Annotated in this window: 17 protein-coding genes; all 17 read right to left on the reverse strand. The window is 30.1% G+C overall.

Annotation, left to right across the window (positions count from 1 at the left end; all coding sequences use genetic code 11):
* Positions 1-5: 5 nt before the first annotated feature.
* Positions 6-2072: an efflux RND transporter permease subunit gene (locus KQI38_RS05350; protein ID WP_216556683.1), complete on the reverse strand. Its 2067-nt coding sequence runs from the start codon at positions 2070-2072 to the stop codon at positions 6-8.
* 91 nt (positions 2073-2163) lie between these two features.
* Positions 2164-2769, reverse strand: a complete 606-nt coding sequence (locus tag KQI38_RS05355) for a TetR/AcrR family transcriptional regulator (protein WP_216556685.1) — start codon at positions 2767-2769, stop codon at positions 2164-2166.
* 230 nt (positions 2770-2999) lie between these two features.
* Complete coding sequence (locus tag KQI38_RS05360; RefSeq protein WP_094903672.1) at positions 3000-3491, reverse strand: phosphatidylglycerophosphatase A; 492 nt, start codon at positions 3489-3491, stop codon at positions 3000-3002.
* A gap of 46 nt (positions 3492-3537) precedes the next feature.
* Complete coding sequence (locus tag KQI38_RS05365) at positions 3538-4194, reverse strand: class A sortase (RefSeq protein WP_094903670.1); 657 nt, start codon at positions 4192-4194, stop codon at positions 3538-3540.
* Between the two features lie 220 nt (positions 4195-4414).
* A complete protein-coding gene (ychF, locus tag KQI38_RS05370) occupies positions 4415-5503 on the reverse strand; it encodes a redox-regulated ATPase YchF (RefSeq protein ID WP_216556687.1) in 1089 nt (362 codons plus the stop codon).
* Positions 5504-5556: 53 nt separating this feature from the next.
* On the reverse strand, positions 5557-6444 hold the full coding sequence (locus tag KQI38_RS05375; RefSeq protein ID WP_216556689.1) for a cell division protein FtsX: 888 nt from the start codon (positions 6442-6444) through the stop codon (positions 5557-5559).
* Positions 6445-7119 carry a cell division ATP-binding protein FtsE gene (locus KQI38_RS05380; protein ID WP_216556691.1) on the reverse strand — a complete coding sequence of 225 codons (675 nt, stop codon included), beginning with the start codon at positions 7117-7119 and terminating at the stop codon, positions 6445-6447.
* A gap of 17 nt (positions 7120-7136) precedes the next feature.
* Positions 7137-8252: a coiled-coil domain-containing protein gene (locus KQI38_RS05385; protein WP_216556693.1), complete on the reverse strand. Its 1116-nt coding sequence runs from the start codon at positions 8250-8252 to the stop codon at positions 7137-7139.
* A 133-nt stretch (positions 8253-8385) separates the two neighbouring features.
* Positions 8386-8799: a hypothetical protein gene (locus tag KQI38_RS05390; protein WP_256311305.1), complete on the reverse strand. Its 414-nt coding sequence runs from the start codon at positions 8797-8799 to the stop codon at positions 8386-8388.
* A gap of 253 nt (positions 8800-9052) precedes the next feature.
* Complete coding sequence (locus KQI38_RS05395) at positions 9053-11185, reverse strand: adenosylcobalamin-dependent ribonucleoside-diphosphate reductase (protein ID WP_216556695.1); 2133 nt, start codon at positions 11183-11185, stop codon at positions 9053-9055.
* A gap of 141 nt (positions 11186-11326) precedes the next feature.
* On the reverse strand, positions 11327-12793 hold the full coding sequence (locus KQI38_RS05400; protein WP_216556697.1) for a DUF445 family protein: 1467 nt from the start codon (positions 12791-12793) through the stop codon (positions 11327-11329).
* 81 nt (positions 12794-12874) lie between these two features.
* On the reverse strand, positions 12875-14752 hold the full coding sequence (gene htpG / locus KQI38_RS05405; RefSeq protein ID WP_216556699.1) for a molecular chaperone HtpG: 1878 nt from the start codon (positions 14750-14752) through the stop codon (positions 12875-12877).
* Positions 14753-14882: 130 nt separating this feature from the next.
* Entirely contained in the window at positions 14883-16013 is a 1131-nt protein-coding gene (locus KQI38_RS05410) for a zinc-dependent alcohol dehydrogenase (protein WP_216556701.1), read from the reverse strand.
* A gap of 104 nt (positions 16014-16117) precedes the next feature.
* Positions 16118-16645: a hemerythrin domain-containing protein gene (locus KQI38_RS05415; protein ID WP_216556703.1), complete on the reverse strand. Its 528-nt coding sequence runs from the start codon at positions 16643-16645 to the stop codon at positions 16118-16120.
* Between the two features lie 140 nt (positions 16646-16785).
* Positions 16786-17463 carry a hypothetical protein gene (locus KQI38_RS05420; protein ID WP_216556705.1) on the reverse strand — a complete coding sequence of 226 codons (678 nt, stop codon included), beginning with the start codon at positions 17461-17463 and terminating at the stop codon, positions 16786-16788.
* A 75-nt stretch (positions 17464-17538) separates the two neighbouring features.
* Positions 17539-18105 (reverse strand): TetR/AcrR family transcriptional regulator, encoded by a 567-nt coding sequence (locus KQI38_RS05425; RefSeq protein ID WP_216556707.1) that lies wholly within the window; start codon positions 18103-18105, stop codon positions 17539-17541.
* 104 nt (positions 18106-18209) lie between these two features.
* Positions 18210-19001 (reverse strand): metallophosphoesterase, encoded by a 792-nt coding sequence (locus KQI38_RS05430; protein WP_216556709.1) that lies wholly within the window; start codon positions 18999-19001, stop codon positions 18210-18212.
* Positions 19002-19310 lie beyond the last annotated feature (309 nt).

Consider the following 19310-nt stretch of genomic DNA (forward strand, 5'->3'; position numbering starts at 1 on the left):
CTCCATCAATTATTTATTTCCCTAGATAATCTTGAAGTAGTCTTTTTGATTAAACTATTAAATATAATTAGCAATGAAGGTAAGACTACAAGCACTAATATAAAGCTTATAATAGCTCCCCTTCCTATGAGTAATGTCAATTCTGCAGTATTTTTCATACTAGTGATTAGATAAACACTTAATGTTCCAGTAAATAATATTAGTGCTGATGTAAGTATTGGTCTTCCTGTATCTTTTATTGTCTTTATGGCAGCTTCTTTTTTATCCAACTGTTCAATATTTTCCAAGTATCTTGCGGTGTAAAGAATTGCATAGTCAACTGTAGCTCCTAATTGTATAGCCCCTATTATAATAAAACTAATAAAGTTTAAGCTTATACCTTGCATGTAAGGTATCGCCAGATTTATCCAAATCCCTAATTGAATAACAGATACCAATATAATAGGTATGATTAAGGATTTAAAAGCCAAAAGTATTATTATTCCTATTACTATAGTAGATATAATGGTTATATTTCTAAAATCCTGAGATGTAATCTTTTCTAGATCTGCATAAATCATTGATTCACCTGTAAGATACCATTCATCATATTCATTAAATAGAATACTTTTAATATTATTTAGTGTCTCCTTTGTAGATGCTCCTTCCATCGGAAGATTTAAATTTATATTTATTAAGGAATAATTTTCGCCTTGAAAGTTTTCGGTAACTTCTAGAGGTAAAAATTCCTCAGGTACTTCTATATCTACCATCCCATATAAACCTTTTATATCAACTACTCCGTTAACTGTCTCAAGTTTTCTTATCAACTCAGATTCTTTTAATTTATCTCCTTTGGGAATCATTAATGCTAATTGATTTTTATTTAAAAACAATTTGTCTATTTCTGTATTTGCAACATTTGATTTAAATGTCTTAGGAATCACTTTTTCATTAGCATAATAATATTTTACCTGTGATTGAGCCAGTGATGAGGGTATTGCTATTAAGATAGCTAATATTAAAAACACATAATGATATTTAACTATAATGTGTGAGGATTTTGCAAATCTAGGTAGATATATCTTATGTTGGTATTTTTCAATCCATTTATCAGATAGTAACACTAATATTGGTAACAAAGTAATAACTGAAATTAAACTAAATAATACTCCCTTAGCTAAAACTAGACCTATATCCTTTCCTATACCATATTTCATGACAATTAGTGCTAAAAAACCACCTACAGTTGTTAATGAAGAGGAAAGTACAGAAGTAAATGTTTTCCCAATGGCAGCTACCATGGCCCTATCATTATTTTCATGGTATTTCTTTTCTTCTATATATCTATGGATTAGGAATATAGAGTAATCCATGGAAACTGCCAATTGAATAATACTTGCTATAGAATCTGTATTAAAAGATACATTTGGAAATATTATGTTAGTTCCTTTATTTAATATAATTGCCACGCCTATGGCTATAAAAAATAGTATTGGTTCAATAAAAGACTCCATAGATAAAAACAAGACTATGAAAATTATTACAAATGCGATTACAGAGTAGTATAAAATCTCTTTAGATGTGATTTTTTGCAGATCATGGGAAATTGATGCAGGGCCACCTATTATTCCAAAGTCATCTATATAAAGATGTATCTTTTCAACAGCATCTACAGTTTCCCTAGAGTCATTAGAGTTGGAAAACTGCACTTGCATTAAGTTAGCATTTCCATTCAAAAATTCTTTTTTAATACTTTCATCCATAAATTCTTCTGGTTTTAAAATATCTTCTGCTGACCCCAACCAGATTATATTTTCTATCCCTTGGATAGATTTAAGATCCTTCGCTATTTTATCTAAATCCTGAAAGGTTTTATCCTTTATCAATATATAACCTATACCTGAAATTCCAAATTCTTTTTCTAGTAGACCTTTACCTTTTATAGAATTTATTTCTTTTGGTAAATATGTGCTTAAGTCATAATTAATATCTACAAATTGGCTAGTAATAATAGATAATATAATCATTAGTATATAGGTAAAAATTATAGCTTTCTTATGACTTACTATAAAATTTCCAAAACTCTCCACACAAATCCCCCCATAAAAAAATGTATTTAAACAATTGTTTAAAACAATTGTTTAAATACATTTTAATACTCACATACTAAAAAATCAATATCTATTTATCTAAAATAGATGTTACTAGATTTTTAATATATTTCATTCTTTCTTCTTCTAAACTAAAATCTATGAAAATCCCCTTCATCCCTGATATCATTGGTAATACTTGAAATATAATAGGTCCCAATACACCTGAGAATAATTGAATATATTTATAATTAAGAATATCTATATCTTCTATTCCTGTAATCTTAGATATAATATCTTGTATCTTATCTTTTAATTCCACATCTCTAAAAAATTTGTTTATTATTTCAGGGTTATATTCTTTATCCTGCAAGATTAGACTGGATACCACAGTTATAAGTGCAGGCCATTTAAACATAAATTCCATTAAGTGATTTGCCCAAATAATCAGCTTATCTTCCAAAGTTGTGCTAGGATCATTTATGATTTCATTTTGTATATCATATAACATACTAGAATAGTGCTTCTCTACTGCTTTCATCAAATTATCTTTACTTTTAAAATGATAGTTAATAGCAGCTACATTTACTCCAGCTAAATTTGCTATCTCTCTTGTAGTCATATCTCCCTTGACTGGAAATAATTCTATTGCAGCTAAAAGTATCTTTTCTTCTGTATTCAAATCATTTTCTCTCATTAGATCACTCCTAAAATATCATACAATTTTACATCTCTATTTATAATATAGCAGACACCTTAGTTATATCCTAGATACAAAATTGTATAGATTCCTTATTATGTATTTCTATCTATAAGTTAAACAAATATAAATACTTTGTCAATATATCTCTGTATTTTCAATGATAGGTAGAAATCTAAAATAAAAGAGATTTTTGATATCCTTCACTCAAAAATCTCTTTTATCTATTAATCTTTCCTAGAGTGAGCTATTCTACTAGCCGTTGCAGCTGCAATGGCAGCAACTAAATCATCTAAGAATGTATGAACTGCTATACCCTTCATTCCATCTATTTTCTTTATAATACCGATTTTCTCCTTATCTAAATATCCATAGTTTGTTAATCCTATAGTACCATAAACATTTACTATGGATAATGGAATAATCTCATCTATACCATATAACCCTTCATCGGACTCAACTATAGTTTGTAATGGTTCTGGTAATAGTTTCTTTTCTGCAATTTCATCTAAGGCTATTCCCGTTAAAATGGCATGGATTATTTCTCTTTTTGTAAGGACAGCCTTAATATTTTCTATACAAACCTCTAGTGTAAGATCAGGATAATACTTTCCCTGAAGGAATAAAACTAACTCTCCTATATCTTCTAAGGTTACCCCCCTTCTTTCAAGCATTTCTATAGTCATTTCGTGTAGCTCTTCCATATTATATTTTCCCATCTATATCCCTTCTTTCTTTTATTCTATTTCCTAATTTAATTATGATTTAATCCTCCACTGGATATTCATCTACTAATTCTCCTAAAGCAAAAAATCTTTTCCCCGTCTTTGACGAATAATAACAGGTCATAAGGGATATAATTGGTCTCCCTTGTTCCTCGGATCTTTTATTATCCAACATCTCCATAGCAGTATCTGGTACTACAACGGTATTATATATCTTATATTCATAAATAGTTTTTTTATCCGTTATATACACAGTAGTTCCAACTTCTATATCCATTAAAGAACCAAATAATAAATCCTTTTGTTTCATTCTATGACCTGCAAGGGGATAATTTCCTTCACCCATTTTCTGCTCAGGAACCATAGTAGTAGCCCCTGCTAATAGATTGGCATTGGTTACACCCTTTAATACTGGTAAGTTTATATCTAATTCTGGGATAATTAACTGACCTATCATAGATTTATTGTCAAAGTTAATTGACCCAATAATTGTAGATGTAATTCCAACATCTTCTATAGCTTCATAGTCAAATTCTGCATCAGTCTCTATATTCTCAGTTATTTCCTCATGGGTAATAGTATTTACTATTTCAGATTTCTTTTTAATATTATGCTTAATTATTTGATTTTTAATAGTAGGAGTTAAGATCAAAGCAATTCCTATTATTATCAATACTATAGATATAAACTTCTTCATTCCTAACCCTCCAAGAATAATACAAGAAATAAAAGAATTGTTATTAATTTTACTGCTTCTTTATATAGTTATTTAAAAAAAGTAATGATAAACATTATATTATGAATTGGCTAATATATACCCAAAAACTAGTCAAATATTTAGTAATTTTCATCTATAGTAATAAAAGATAAAACTCGAACAGAATAAACTATTCAAGTTTTATATCTATAGAAAATATCTAAACATTAAACCTAAATTCAATTATATCTCCATCATCAACAATATATTCCTTCCCTTCCAAGGTAACTAGACCCTTCTCTTTGGCCTTTACCATAGAACCATACTCTTTCAAGTCAACAAATTTACATACCTCTGCTCTTATAAATCCCTTTTCTATATCTGAATGTATCTTTCCAGCTGCTTCCTTTGCTTTAGTATCCTTTCTAATGGTCCAAGCCCTTACTTCATCTTTCCCTGCCGTAAGGAAAGAAATAAGTCCAAGATAATCATAGGCCGTTTTAGCTAATATATCTATACCTGATTCTATAATGCCTAAATCTTCTATAAACATTTCCCTATCTTCTGGATCTAGTTCTGATATCTCTAATTCTGTTTTGATGGAAAGTTCAATTAAAGGGGTATTTACAGATTTAGCAAAATCTATTAAACTCTGTCTCCCAGAATAATTCTTTTCCATTAATTGATTTTCATCTATATTGGCTACTAATATCATAGGTTTTTCTGATAGAAATGAAAATGTCTTTAAGATGTCCTTTTCTTCATCTGAGAGATCTATATTGTGTAGTAGTAGACCATTCTCTAATCCTTCTCTACATTTTTTAAGTACTTCTAGTTCTGCTAAATTCTCCTTAGTCACCTTCTTAGATGTTTCTATACGTTCAATTCGATTCTCTATAATGCCTAAATCAGCAAATAACAACTCAAGATTTATGGTCTCTATATCTCTCATAGGATCTATACTACCTTCAGCATGGATTACATTATCATTATCAAATACTCTCAGTACATGAACTAAAAGATCTGCCTTTCTAATATTATCTAGAAATTGATTACCTACACCTTGACCTGTACTTGATCCCTTTACTAGACCTGGTACATCAATTACCTCTATTGTTGCATAGGTTGTTTTTCTAGATTGGTACATATTAGATAAGAAATCAATCCTTTCATCAGGTATCTTTGCGATACCTAAATGAGCCTCAACTTTCCCTTGAGAAAAACCTGTTATTTCAATGTCTGAACCTGTTAAAAGATTAAACAAACTAGTTTTACCTACTGTTGGTAATCCAATTAAACCTATTTTCATATTAGTACAGGATTTTATCCTGCTTTTCAACTCCTTCCTTATAATTATATTAATTAACTAGCCTTAGCAGAGGATAGTCCAAATAAGCTACCTATAATGCCCAGAATACAACTCAATGACATGGTTAAAATAGTCAAGGAAGTTACTATTGCATCCTTAGGTGGCAATGGAATAAATGGAAGAGATCCTCCCATCTGGCTATATCCATAGTGTATTATCAAGGCTCCTAGACTTGAAGCTAATATCCCTCCACCTACAGTTAAAAATAATCCTTCCAATAAAAATGGAAAACCTATAAAACTATCTGGAGCTCCTAATAATTTCAATGTATTAATTTGTTCTCTATTGTTATATATACCCTGTCTGATTATATGCGATACTACTACTAAAGTGGATATTCCTACAGCAGTTATAACTAATACTCCTAAAACTGTAAGTATTGTAATAATTTTTTGTAGACGATCTATTACCTCTTTGTTATCTCTGATATGCTGTATCCCATCTAACAAGTCTAATCTCTCTAAAACGAAATCTATCTCTTCTATCTGAATCTTAACCTCAATAAAAGAACTAAAGGGATTCTCTTCAAATAACTCTAATATGCGAGCTTCCTTACCCAGTATTTCAGTCATTCTATTATAAGATTCTTCTTCATTGACTAAATTCGCTTCTCTTACTCCATGTATCCTTCCTATACTTTGAATCAAATCATTAATCTCACTATCTCCTATACTTTCATCAAAATAGACATTTATCTCTGCTTCCTTCTGCAAAACTTCAATAACTTCATTACTTATCCACCATCCAGAAAAAATCATTGAAAGAATAAAGAAAATTAATCCTATACTAAAAATAGAAAAAATATTTGAGAGAAAATCTACACGAAATATGGTATTAGACTCTTTTATGAAATAACCTAAATTATAGAAAAAATTCTTCATTTAAGCTTCACCTCTACTTTCTAGTCTAATATTACCATTTTCTACTTTAATAAATTTTCCTTCTGTCAAATCTTCTATTAGATGTGTAGCATGGGTAGTTATGATTACAGATGTATCCTTGTTCTTAAATGAAGTTAAAAGCTCTAATATATTGAGTGCATTATCTATATCTAAATTACCTGTAGGTTCATCAGCGAGTATTATTGCCGGCTTCCTAGCTACTGCCCTAGCTATAGCCACCCTTTGAGTTTCTCCCCAGGAAAGATGCTCCACTAGAGAAAGCCTTTTGTGTTCAAGCCCTACTTTTATTAATGCATTATTTGATTCTTCTTTTATCTGTTTAGGCGGAATACCTAGAAATCTCATACCCATCATAACATTTTCTAAAGCAGTTCTTCCCTTTATTAACTTAAATTCTTGAAAAATTGGCCCTATAATCCTTCTAAGCTTTCTAATATTTGCTGACTGTTCTTTGCTCATAGGAAGATCTAGTACTTTTAATTCTCCTGTGGTAGGATATTCTATTCCCATGAAAAGTTTTAGAAGGCTTGTTTTCCCTGATCCACTAGGCCCTGTAATATATACAATATCTCCAGATTCAATCTTAATATTTACATCCTTTAATCCTACTGTTCCATCACTATATACTAGAGAAATATTCTTAGCTTCTATCATAAAATCTCCCCCATATTTTAAAATAGCTTTACAGTAACTAATAATTCCATATATCCATCCATAATTTCAACAGACCTTAAAACATTTTTACCTATCAACGGCTCAAGGTTTAAAATAAAATATCCTTCTTCAAATAAATCCTCTATAGTTCCTTTTTCTAGGGGCATACCATAGAAACTACCTTTCTCTGCCTCAAATTTTATAATTTGATCCTCTATAATAACAAATTTGCCCTCAAGAGTAAGGTTTTTTTCTGGTGCCTTCATCTCTATTTTTCCTGAAGAAAATTTAAATTCCATCTGAGGCAGTCCCTTATGAGCTGCAATTATATCGTTAAATGTCTTTTCTTCTATAATCCCCTTTACTCCTCGTAATGTAAGAGTTTCCTTCACTGCGTCTTGAGGAAAATTACTCTCCTCAATAATTTTAGCAAATTCCTTCGTGAAATCTGAAAATATTATCTTAAGCTCATTCATAATCATAGAAATATATTGTAAACGTTCTAGATATAATTCTTTATCTTCTGTAAGAGAATCTAGATATTCTTCTTGAGCCTTTATTAGTTCCTGTTTTTTTACTAGGGTTTCTCTTAATGCCCTTTGCTTATCTTCTAATAATTTAAGCTTTTCAGCCAAATTAGATTTTTCAAGTATTAAGCTCTCTTTAGATTCCTCTATTTTATCTAAAAGATTTCCTGTATTTCTAGCTAAATCTCTAACTATGTTTATTCTTCTAATAAAATCTGTTAAATTATCTGAATTAAGTATTATATCTAAGAAAGATGCTGGTCCCATTCTTTGATAACTCTTTAAAATGTTTTCCAATGCATTTAGATTGTGTTTATAGTTAATTTCTTCTTTCTCAATCTTTTCTCCTAACCCCTCTATGCCTATCTTCATTGTATCTATCTCTTGGCTTATCCTTTTATTCTCTCTTTCCATCTCCTCTATCTCTTGAAATTTTATGAAAAGATCTTCAAGAATTTGTTTTTCTTCTTCAGAAATATTATCTAATCTCTCCCTGATTTCAGAAATATTATTTTCATTATCAGCTAATAAAGTTGAAGAAGTAAATATCAATATAACAGCTATAAATAGAGACAATAAAATAAATATATGTTTCTCTTCTCTCAAGCCAATCCCCCCTGAATCATATTCAGACTTTGACTCAAATTATATCATCAATTAAAAAAGAGTTAAAGAACTATTCCTCTTTAACTCTTAATTTTAATCAATTTCTATATTCAAAATGGGTTTACTTATCTACTTAAAAAAGCCTCTTAACATCTTTTGTATGCAAATACTTATCAACTGCAAATATTATTGCTAAGGATATTACTCCCAAAAGTATGTCCATAGTATTGGAGCTGCTGATCAGCATCTTTCTTGCAATTGCATATAGTATTACTTCAAGAACATTTCCTGCAGAATGAGTGATTAGCATAAGTGCAAGTTCTAAGCCAACTACTAATAATAGTATATGAGTTAGTAATCCCTGTAAAATCTCATAGGATGCACTAGCCTCTGTGACAAAAACAGTGTAAATAAGGACAACAATATCCTTTCCACTTATAAGAACCGTAATCATAATAAAAGCTGCCAATAAGATCTCTATCCACAGAATAAAGCTTTTCATCCATTTCTCTATCTTTTTTAATGGTCCTCCTGATTCACCGTGCACTTAATCAACTCCTTGTACTTTTTTATATTATATCCTATTCTGACAAAATTTTCACTAAAAAATAAAAATTTTTCTATTGAAGTATAAAAAACTTAAGGAAGTTTTTTTAGAAACTCATAAACAGAAAAGTCTCATTAAATTCAAAATTCTTTTTATGAATCACATAACTAGTATAAACTTATTTCTATTTAATATGATTTCCCATGAATTATAAATACGACAGGGAGGCATATGCCTCCCTGTCGTATTTAGATTAAAATGAGCATGGACTATATCCACAATCTTGACACTCTGCACATCCACCACTATGCATCATAGTACCTCCACACATTGGGCAAGTCTCTGGATTTTCTTTTATTTGTTCAGCTGCTAACTTATTTAACTCATTTTTCAATTCATCTATTTTATCTAGTCGACTTTCTTTTGGCTTATCTGTAATAAGGATACCAGACCTTGCACAACCGTCACGATAGATAGTAACTCCCTTTAGTCCTCTTTCCCAAGCGTATATATATAGTTCTTCAACTTCTTCAACTGTAAACTCATTAGGCACATTAACTGTAGATGAGATACTAGCATCAATGTATTGCTGCCATGCTGCTTGAACATCAATTCTATCTTTATAATTTAAGTTTGAAGTTGTAATAAAGAAATCTGGTAAATCTTCCTCTTTAGATATATGATTTCTATCCATATAATCCTTAACAATAGGTGTAAACACCTTATAATATGTGTCAATATTATGAAGTGATTCTGACTTTCTAGTATAGGATACTTGGAATATTGGTTCTACTCCATTGCTACAGCCTATTAAAGTTGAAATACTTCCAGTAGGTGGTATAGTTAACAACTGGCTATTTCTAAGTCCATATTCTTTAATTAATTCCAATACATCTTCGGTTGCATTTTCTAAAAGGAAAGGTGAGTCGAGTACTGCTTCCCTCTTATATCTTGGAAATGGACCGTATTCTTTAGCCATTAAAGCCGATTGCCTTAAAGCTTCATTAATCATAGTATGCCCTACCTTATGGATTAAAGAGATAGATTCTTCACTTCCATATTTTATTCCTAATTTAATAAACATATCTGCTAATCCCATAATTCCAAGGCCAATTTGCCTTAGTTCTCTTGACATTTCCCTTTGTTCTTCTAAAGGATGTAGTTCCATATTTTCATCTAATACTTCATTTAAATAAATAACACCATCCCTTACCATTTGGCCAAATTTTTCATATTCAAAATATGCATACTTAGTAAATGGATTTTTTACAAATTCAGCTAAATTGATAGATGATAAGTTACAACTACCAAAAGCTGGAAGAGTCTCTTCAGCACATGGGTTAACTCCTGCAAATTCAAAATCCTTATCCTCACTCATTAGATGCCAAGAGTTGATCTTATCTTGGAACAATATTCCTGGTTCAGCCATATTCCAGTTGTTTCTAGATAATTTCTTAAATAATTCTCTAGCATTGACAATCTTTTTAATTTCTTCTCCAGTTGCTTCAACCTTAAAATATAGATCATATTCTTCATTATTTTTCACTGCATTCATAAATTTATCATCTATATTAACAGATATATTTGCATAGTTCACTTTAGATAAATCATTTTTTACATCAATAAAATCTTCTATGTCAGGGTGATTACAATCCATATTGAGCATTAAAGCACCACGTCTACCTCTCATACCAATTAATCCTGTAACCATAGAAAACAAATCCATGAAGGAAACAGCACCAGTTGTAGTATTTGCAGCATTATTTACTCTAGAGCCCTTTGGTCTTAGTTTAGAAATAGTAAGTCCTACACCACCACCATAGGAATAAGTTCTTGCTAAGTATTTTGCAGTATCAAATATGGATTCAATGTTATCCTCAACTTTTGGCATTACGTAACAATTTGATAAAGTAATTTTCCTACCAAACTTATCTAGTCCTCTCCCTGCTAAGATACGGCCTGCTGGCATAAATTTTTTATCCTTTATAGCTTTTTTAATAGCATTATTACCACCACTGACTCTAGTCAAGAATCCATCAAAGGATTCATTCTCAAAGCGATACTTTTTTTCATAAATATCTCTCTGAAGATCTGACATTACCCATCCTTGTTCTCTTAATTTAGCTCTCTCTTCTCTATAAATAATATAAAGTCTAGCTACATCAGGACGTGACTTCATAAGTTCAACTTCTACAAAATCTTGAATCTTTTCTATATTTACTACTTCTAATTTACTAAAATCTATAAAAGCCTTATGGGCAATTTCTTGAGCCAGATCTTCATCGATACCTAAATCCGTTTCTCCCATAGCCTTCTTAATTGCATTTACAATTTTCTCTTCCTCAAATACAACTATATTGCCATTTCGCTTTTCAACATGTAACATAATGCTCCCCCTTTATAATGAATCCTTAATAGTTAAAAACAAATTACAGTCAACTATATATAGTGTTATATATGTTATTCGTATACTACATATACCCAATTTATCAAATATTAACTTGAAAATCAAGTATATTATATTATCTTAATATAACATCTGAATTAAAGGGGTCAATATACCTAGTATACCTCCTAAAAGTGCTCCTAACCAAGTAATAGCCTTTAGTTCCTTATTGGCAATATCTAAAATCAATTCCTCAGTAAAATCTACATCGAAGCTATTTACCTTATCTTCTACAATCTTTGATATATTAAATAACTCAATAATATGTGGCAATTCATGTATAGCAAATCCTTCAAATATAGTTCTAGCTATATTATAAATATTTGTAATCATATCCTTATTTATTTTTTCTGCCATAGAAGAAATAGGTTTGTCTAAAAATTGTTCTACTATAATTTGAGTAAAATTAAAGATACTCTCTTCTAATTTAGTTGAATTTAATATTATGTCTATATTAGTATTTAAGTAATTTATTATATTTTCCTTGTTATTTAATTCTGAAGCTTTTAGTTTATCCTGTATCAATTGTAACATAATATCATAATTTTTTTCATCAGAAATATAATTAATTAATACATCCGAAATTCTTGCTAGACCATCATGACCAATAGTTTCCATTAGTCTTGGTACCACCTCTGAAGCCTTGGATTCTAGTAGCTTATCTATTGAAGCCTTAACGAGCATAACTATATTTTTATTTGCATCTTCACTATTTATATATTTTTCAATCATATGAAATACTTTATCAGAAATTAACTCTGGACTAATAAAAGCAATAATTAATTTAGACATATTTTGAGAGACAAGCTCCGAAATGGAATCTTTAATTTTTCTTTGTATTTCAGGATCTTTGAAACTCGTCCTTATACTATATCCGATTTCATTTCCATTTTCATCAATATACTGATTTATAGCAGCTAATAACTCCTCTGGAATCAATTGTGATAGCATTCTTTCATCTTGAGCAAATTCATTTAGCTTTGAATCTAGGTGTCTGATTATTCCATTCTTTAGCTCTGAGGATTTTGATAATTCAATTAAAGATCCCCTCAACTTTTCATCTACTAATCCATAAATTTCTTCAGTATCAAAGCTATTTACTTTATCTTCAATAGCTTTAGATATTAAAGTTTTAAATTGTTCACTCCTGATATGAGAAATTATTATATTCTTTAAATTTTCTTTTATTTTCTTTATAAATCTATCATAATTTTCACCTAGCAAATTATCTAAAATCCCCTTCATAGATTGTTGGCTTTCTTTTAATTTGTTTAGTTTATCTTCTAACCACAATTTAATTTCTCTATCCGTTCTTTTATTAGCTAAAGCCTCAACTATAGTTTCTGGTGATAATAAATAGTTTCCTACTGTTTCCCCTATACTTTTAGCAATCCTCTCTCTCTCCTTCGGTATAAGGCCTGGAGTAAAGGGTATTTTTATATTCATTATTCTTTTCTCATGATGAGGTCTAAACAGCATCTTTATAGCAAGCCAATTTGTAAAATATCCTATGATTGCTCCAACTATAACTGGTACTAAAATTTTCATATTTTCTCCTTTCTAAAGCATTGAGATGAATGCATAGGCGGTTTTTTTGCTTTCCATGCAAAAAAACCGCCCCCTTTCACGCTACATAAGCTTACATATATTATTTGTAAATTCAATAGGGTCCTCTATAGGTAATCCTTCTATTAATAAGGCTTGATTATATAATAAGTTAGTATAAAGCTTTAGTTTATCCTTATCATTTTCAAAGGCAGATTTTAATGTGTCAAATACATGGTGATGTATATTAATTTCCAATATTTTATCAGCCTTTATACCCTGATTATCTGGCATTTGACTTAAGATTTTCTCCATTTCTATTGAAAGTTCCCCTTCGCTAGATAGGCAAACAGGATAATTTTTAAGTCTCTTAGAAGGTTTTATTTCCTTTATTTTATCTGATAAGCTTTCCTTCATAAATGAAAATAGCTCCTTATTTTCTTCTATTTCCTTTTCATTATCCTTATCCTTTTCATCAGCTTCTATACCTAAATCACCTGACGATACAGATTTAAATTCCTTTTCCTTATATTGCATTAGCATTTTAATTGCAAATTCATCTATATCATCTGTGAAATATAAAATTTCGTAGCCTTTATCCTTTACTAATTCAGTTTGTGGCAATTTATCAATTCTCTCTACAGATTCGCCAGCTGCATAATAGATATATTTTTGCTCTTCTGGCATTCTACTTACATATTCCTCTAAGGTAACCATTTTCTTTTCCTTTGACGAATAGAAAATAAGCAGGTCTTGTAATACTTCTTTGTGCATTCCAAAATCACTATAAACTCCGAATTTCAATTGTTTTCCAAATCCTTTAAAGAATTCCTCATATTTTTCTCTTTCATTCTTTAGGATTAAAGTTAATTCATCTTTAATTTTATCTTCTATCTTCTTTGCAATCAACTTTAATTGTCTATCATGCTGTAATATCTCTCTAGATATATTTAAGGATAAATCTTCTGAATCTACAATTCCTTTTACAAAGCTAAAATAATCTGGAAGTAAATCAGCACACTTATTCATTATAAGTACCCCATTGGAATATAACTCAAGTCCCTTTTCGTACTCTTTTGTGTAAAAATCATAAGGAGTTTGACTTGGTATAAATAATAAAGCATTATACCTTACGACACCATCTACAGATAGATGAATTGACTTTATAGGTTCATCAAATCCAAAATGCTTTTCTGAATAAAAATTCTTATAATCTTCTTCTGTTAATTCATTTTTATTTTTTCTCCATATTGGAACCATACTATTTATTACTTGCTCTTCTTCATATTGTTCATATTCATCTTCAGAGCCTTCCTTTAATCTGCTCTTTGTAACATCCATTTTAATTGGATATCTAATAAAGTCAGAATATTTTTTAATAATTCCCCTCAATCTATATTCTTCTAAAAATTCATCATAATTCTCGTCTTCTGTATTTTCCTTGATTGTAAGTATTATATCTGTCCCAACAGTATCTTTTTCTATAGGCTCTATTGTATATCCCTCAGCACCCTCAGACTCCCATTTATATCCTTCATTGGCTCCAAAGGTTTTACTTATAACTGTTACCTTGTCCGCTACCATGAATGCAGAATAAAATCCAACACCAAATTGGCCAATTATATCAAAGCCATCTTTCAATTCATTTTCATTTTTAAATGCAAAGGAACCACTATTTGCAATCACACCGAGATTCTCTTCTAATTCTTCCTTTGACATTCCAATTCCTGTATCTGATACGGTCAATGTGCGATTTTCTTTATCTGCTATAATCTTAATGTAATAATCATCTTTATTAAAGCTTATGCTCTCATCAGTCAAAGCTTTATAATAAATTTTATCAATAGCATCAGACGAATTGGAAATCAGCTCTCTTAAAAATATCTCTTTATGTGTGTAAATTGAATTTACCATCAAATCAAGCAAACGCTTTGACTCTGCTCTAAATTCCTTTCTTTCCATAGATATCTTCCCTTTCCTTTTTTATATTATAATTTTTTTAGCACTCTAAGTGTTAGAGTGCTAATAAGAAAAATGTACCATATTTATTTTTTTATGTCAAGAACAAGAAATATTAGTGATAGTTTTTATTTTAAGGTTTTAATACTACTTTAATACAATTATCAGCTTTTTTATCAAATATCTCATACCCATGTTTTCCTTCATCTAAGGATAATCTGTGAGTTATTATATCAGTAGCATCAAACTTTCCTTGATTAATAAGCTTAAGAATAGGTTCTACATAGGAATGTGCAGGACATTGCCCCATTTTTATAGTAATATTTCTTGAAAAGAAATCCCCTAAAGGAAACATATTATATCTAGCACCATATACCCCTACCATAGATATAGTTCCACCTTTTCTAACTGCTTGAGTAGATATTTCAATTGCAGATTTTGAGCCTCCTTGAAGTTTTAATGCAGTTTCCATCTTTTCAATAAACGACATCTTTCCATCCATTCCAACACAATCAATTACTACATCTGCTCCCCCATTTGTTAGTTCTTTTATATATTCTCCAGTATTATCATATTCTTCAAAATTTACTACTTCTACACCATTGTATCTTTTAGCATGCTCTAATCTATATCCAACTCTATCTACTGCTATTATTCGTTTAGCACCTTTAAATGCTGCCCATTTCATAGATAATAGTCCTACCGGTCCAGAACCTAGTACTACTACTGTGTCACCATTTTTTACTCCACCGTTTTCAACTCCCCAATAAGAAGTTGGTAATATATCCGTAAGAAATAGTACCTGCTCATCCGTTAGTTCTTCAGGTATAACCGTAGGACCTACATTTGCATAAGGTACTCTAAGATATTCTGCTTGACCTCCATCATACCCTCCATAGGTGTTGCTATATCCAAATATAGCTCCAGTTTCTCCATTATCATTGGAATTATCACATTGACTCCATAAATCATGCTCACAATACCAGCAATGCCCACACGCTATTGGAAAAGGAACAATAACTCTATCACCCTTTTTAACCTTATTCACACCTTTACCCACTTCTTCTACGATACCCATGGTTTCATGCCCCAAAATAAATCCCTTTGGCATATTAGGTACCATTCCATGAACTAAGTGCAAATCAGATCCACATATAGCTGTTGATGTTACCTTAACTATAATATCATCCTCATTTTGTATCTTTGGATCATCAACCTTTGCTACCCTCACATCATTTATTCCCTCATATACTATTGCCCTCATGAAATCCCTCCAATTAAGTTATAGGATTATCTTTTCCAAGTAAGGTATGAATATGCAATGATAGCCGAAAGTAGAAAAATAGAAAATAGTAGGAAATTATCCTACTATCCCTTATTAGCTTCTTTTTTCAATCTATAAAACATTATATTATTTTCTATATCTATATGCTGTAATAAGCTTATCTCTAATTCCTTCAGTCTATCGTAAGTATTTACATAAGTAGGACATCCTGTAGGTGGAACTAAATAGTCATTTGTAATCTCTCGAATTTTCTTAACTAGCCCTTCTAATTCTTTATTATCCTTCTCAACGTTCTCAATTTCCTCTACTATATTTTCTAACAGCTTTTGTGAAGGTTCCTTTTCATAGTCAATTATCATATAAAATAACTTTCTTTCTTCTTTAATGATATGAGATTCTAATACTGTCTTTAATCCTCCAAATAATCTATGAACCTTTTCAAGAACATCTCCAGAATCGTCAAAATGAACTTTAAATATTGTATATACCAATTTTTCTAATTCTGGTAATTCCTTTTTTAATGGAGTATGATGCTTCTTGAGGATATACTCTATTATCTGAGAGTATTTCTCAGTATTCAAATCTATTTCTTGGCTATGGAAATTTGTCACGGATATCTCTCCTTCTAATTTTTATTATAATCTTATTAATTATTTTATTTATTATTTGTTTGTTTTTTAGTGATACCCTATTATGACCTAGTTAATCCAACTATTTTTTGTAGTAGTTAGAAGATATAACGTCTTATTTCTTATAAAGCTTTCTTTTTTTCATTGAACCTAAATTCTTTATAACCCATCAATACTACCCAAACATAGGCAAGAGTTTTTGGTATCATTAAGATTCCAATCCATGGAATTGTATTAGCCCATAGCACTACAGGTATATATAAAACGAAAGATAATACAATCGCCAGCCACATGAATTTAAAATTATTGTCATCACACTTCTTTGCTTCAGAATAAAAAATAGAGATAATAATAGCACCCATAATAGCAAATGGAATATTTCTATATATTCCCCATGAAACAGGTGCATTATAGTTTAACCAATCATTCTGAGGAAAAACACATAATCCTATTCGTATAATACTCAAAGCATAAATTGAAAATGTAAGTCCCTTATTCCCCCTAATTCTGTAACGCTGTCTCCATATATGATATAAAATTACATAAAAGATGGTCATTGTAATAGATGTTATAAATTTTCCTATCCCAAGTGCAACAGCGTTGGCTTCTAATCCTGTTGTTAGTAAAGCGTATGACCGAGGTATTAAATGAAATGAATCTCCTGCCCCTAGTACAACAGCCATAATACCAAATAACTTAAATTGCTTGTTGTTTCCACCCTTTAATATCATTATCATTCCTATTGTAATAACCCCTACTAAATAAACTGCATCAAATAAAGTTTCCATAATTGCCTGCATAATAATCACTCCTTAATTATATTGATGAACATTGTTCATTGATGTTCAAATTAAAAATCATACTGTAGTATGATTTTAATCTGACATTATTTTTTTTAGAATTGCTATAAAAAAACTTATATCTTCCTCTTCTTTTCTAAGCATAATAAGCATATTTTCAAAAATAAATTCTGCTGTTTTTTCTTTTGAGATTGCTTCTGACCATGAATACTGTCTTAATCCATTATCCATATCCATTAATATTTTAATCTTAGAATAGATTTTCTCAAAATATTCATTTTCCCTTTGTTTTCCAAGTATCTTTTCCTGTGTCTTTAGCAAAGCAAGCTGTTCTAGCCAGTTTTCTTTAAATTTGAGAAGATAATGATATAAAGTGCTATAAATCTTCTCTAAATTATCATAGAAGTTATTGTAAGAGAGATCTTGCCAATCAACATTCGCAAAAGCACCTTCCCAAAAATCTTCAATAATAGCTACTAGCAGATCTCCTTTTGAAGGAAAATAGTTATATACTGTACCTATGGCTATTCCACTATTCTTAGCAACAGCACGAATATTTATATTTGAAATACCTTCCTTCATAGCAATATCTTTAGCTTCTGATAAAATAATCTCTCTATAATTTTTATTATAGTTTTCCATGTCTTATTTCACCTCGTGAACATCGTTCACGTCCATAATATAACAATAATTCCTTATTGTCAAGCTTTATTTTTCAAGTACAACAAATTGAACCTCTTATATATTTATTGACCTTGTATATCTATAACTACTATTTCTGGTGGATTGAATATTCTAGGTAATCTTGGATTAAATGATACCCCTCTACTTACAATGTGAGTATAACTTTCCTGCTCATACACTCCTCCAGCATATTTGGGAAAAAATCCTTGATTTAGTGCAAAAAGTCCATTTAATATAAATGGAATACGTACCTGTCCACCATGAGAGTGCCCCGAAAGTACCATATCAAAAGGTAAAAAGTTATAAAAATCAACAGCTTCTGGTCTATGAGATAATAACACCTTATATCCTGATACATCTTCTATATTAGAAAATGATTTATATATTTCTTCATTCCAATTAGACTGGGGTCTTTCATATTTGATTATATCTGGATCATCTACACCTGCCATAACTAACTCAACTCCGTTAATATCTACTTTCCTATAATCATTCTCTAATACAATTATATTAAAGGATTTGAAAACTTCCTTAATATAATCTACTTCATCTGTCCAAATTTCATGATTGCCTGTAACATAAAAGACAGGTGCAATATCACCAGCTAGAGCAATTATGTTGGGATTTTGCTTTTTTATTTTATTTATAATCTTACTTTGATTTTTACCATATACATGACTATGTAAATCTGATATAAGCACAATTCTTATAGAATGACTATCTAATATCTTATCGGTTCTTATCTTATAGTTCTTCACAATAAGTCCATTATAAAAAGCTGATAAAATAAAAATTATAAGTAGAACTTTCCTATTCGTTATAATAAATTTAGATTTTCGTTTTTCTTTAATCATATGTCCCCCAATATATATTTTAGTAAATCACAACTAAATTTTATATATATTATACCTAATTCAAGTGTTGAGTAAGTTACATATATGTTACAATGAAATTATAAATATAAATACTAAAATTACTATAAAGAAATCATGACCACCCGTAAAACGGGTGGTTTGCTCTAGCCCTATAAGGGCATGGTACTTGCTGTGTCTCAAGACACATTGAAAGGTCTGCCAACCGCTTTATTTTCTCAAGCAACCCCTAAAGGGGTTCTTCTTATATTTAGTTTTTTATTTTTTCCCCAGTAAAAGGGTCTACAAATT

The organism is Tissierella carlieri, from assembly GCF_018917285.1.
In the GTDB taxonomy this organism is placed as follows: domain Bacteria; phylum Bacillota; class Clostridia; order Tissierellales; family Tissierellaceae; genus Tissierella; species Tissierella carlieri.

What these genes read in the sequence shown, in the direction of transcription:
- KQI38_RS05355 (WP_216556685.1), bottom strand. Translation starts at nt 2,769, where the DNA reads ATGAGAGAAAATGATTTGAATACAGAAGAAAAGATACTTTTAGCTGCA.
- KQI38_RS05360 (WP_094903672.1), bottom strand. Translation starts at nt 3,491, where the DNA reads ATGGGAAAATATAATATGGAAGAGCTACACGAAATGACTATAGAAATG.
- KQI38_RS05365 (WP_094903670.1), bottom strand. Translation starts at nt 4,194, where the DNA reads ATGAAGAAGTTTATATCTATAGTATTGATAATAATAGGAATTGCTTTG.
- ychF (WP_216556687.1), bottom strand. Translation starts at nt 5,503, where the DNA reads ATGAAAATAGGTTTAATTGGATTACCAACAGTAGGTAAAACTAGTTTG.
- KQI38_RS05375 (WP_216556689.1), bottom strand. Translation starts at nt 6,444, where the DNA reads ATGAAGAATTTTTTCTATAATTTAGGTTATTTCATAAAAGAGTCTAAT.
- KQI38_RS05380 (WP_216556691.1), bottom strand. Translation starts at nt 7,119, where the DNA reads ATGATAGAAGCTAAGAATATTTCTCTAGTATATAGTGATGGAACAGTA.
- KQI38_RS05395 (WP_216556695.1), bottom strand. Translation starts at nt 11,185, where the DNA reads ATGTTACATGTTGAAAAGCGAAATGGCAATATAGTTGTATTTGAGGAA.
- KQI38_RS05400 (WP_216556697.1), bottom strand. Translation starts at nt 12,793, where the DNA reads ATGAAAATTTTAGTACCAGTTATAGTTGGAGCAATCATAGGATATTTT.
- htpG (WP_216556699.1), bottom strand. Translation starts at nt 14,752, where the DNA reads ATGGAAAGAAAGGAATTTAGAGCAGAGTCAAAGCGTTTGCTTGATTTG.
- KQI38_RS05410 (WP_216556701.1), bottom strand. Translation starts at nt 16,013, where the DNA reads ATGAGGGCAATAGTATATGAGGGAATAAATGATGTGAGGGTAGCAAAG.
- KQI38_RS05420 (WP_216556705.1), bottom strand. Translation starts at nt 17,463, where the DNA reads ATGCAGGCAATTATGGAAACTTTATTTGATGCAGTTTATTTAGTAGGG.
- KQI38_RS05425 (WP_216556707.1), bottom strand. Translation starts at nt 18,105, where the DNA reads ATGGAAAACTATAATAAAAATTATAGAGAGATTATTTTATCAGAAGCT.
- KQI38_RS05430 (WP_216556709.1), bottom strand. Translation starts at nt 19,001, where the DNA reads ATGATTAAAGAAAAACGAAAATCTAAATTTATTATAACGAATAGGAAA.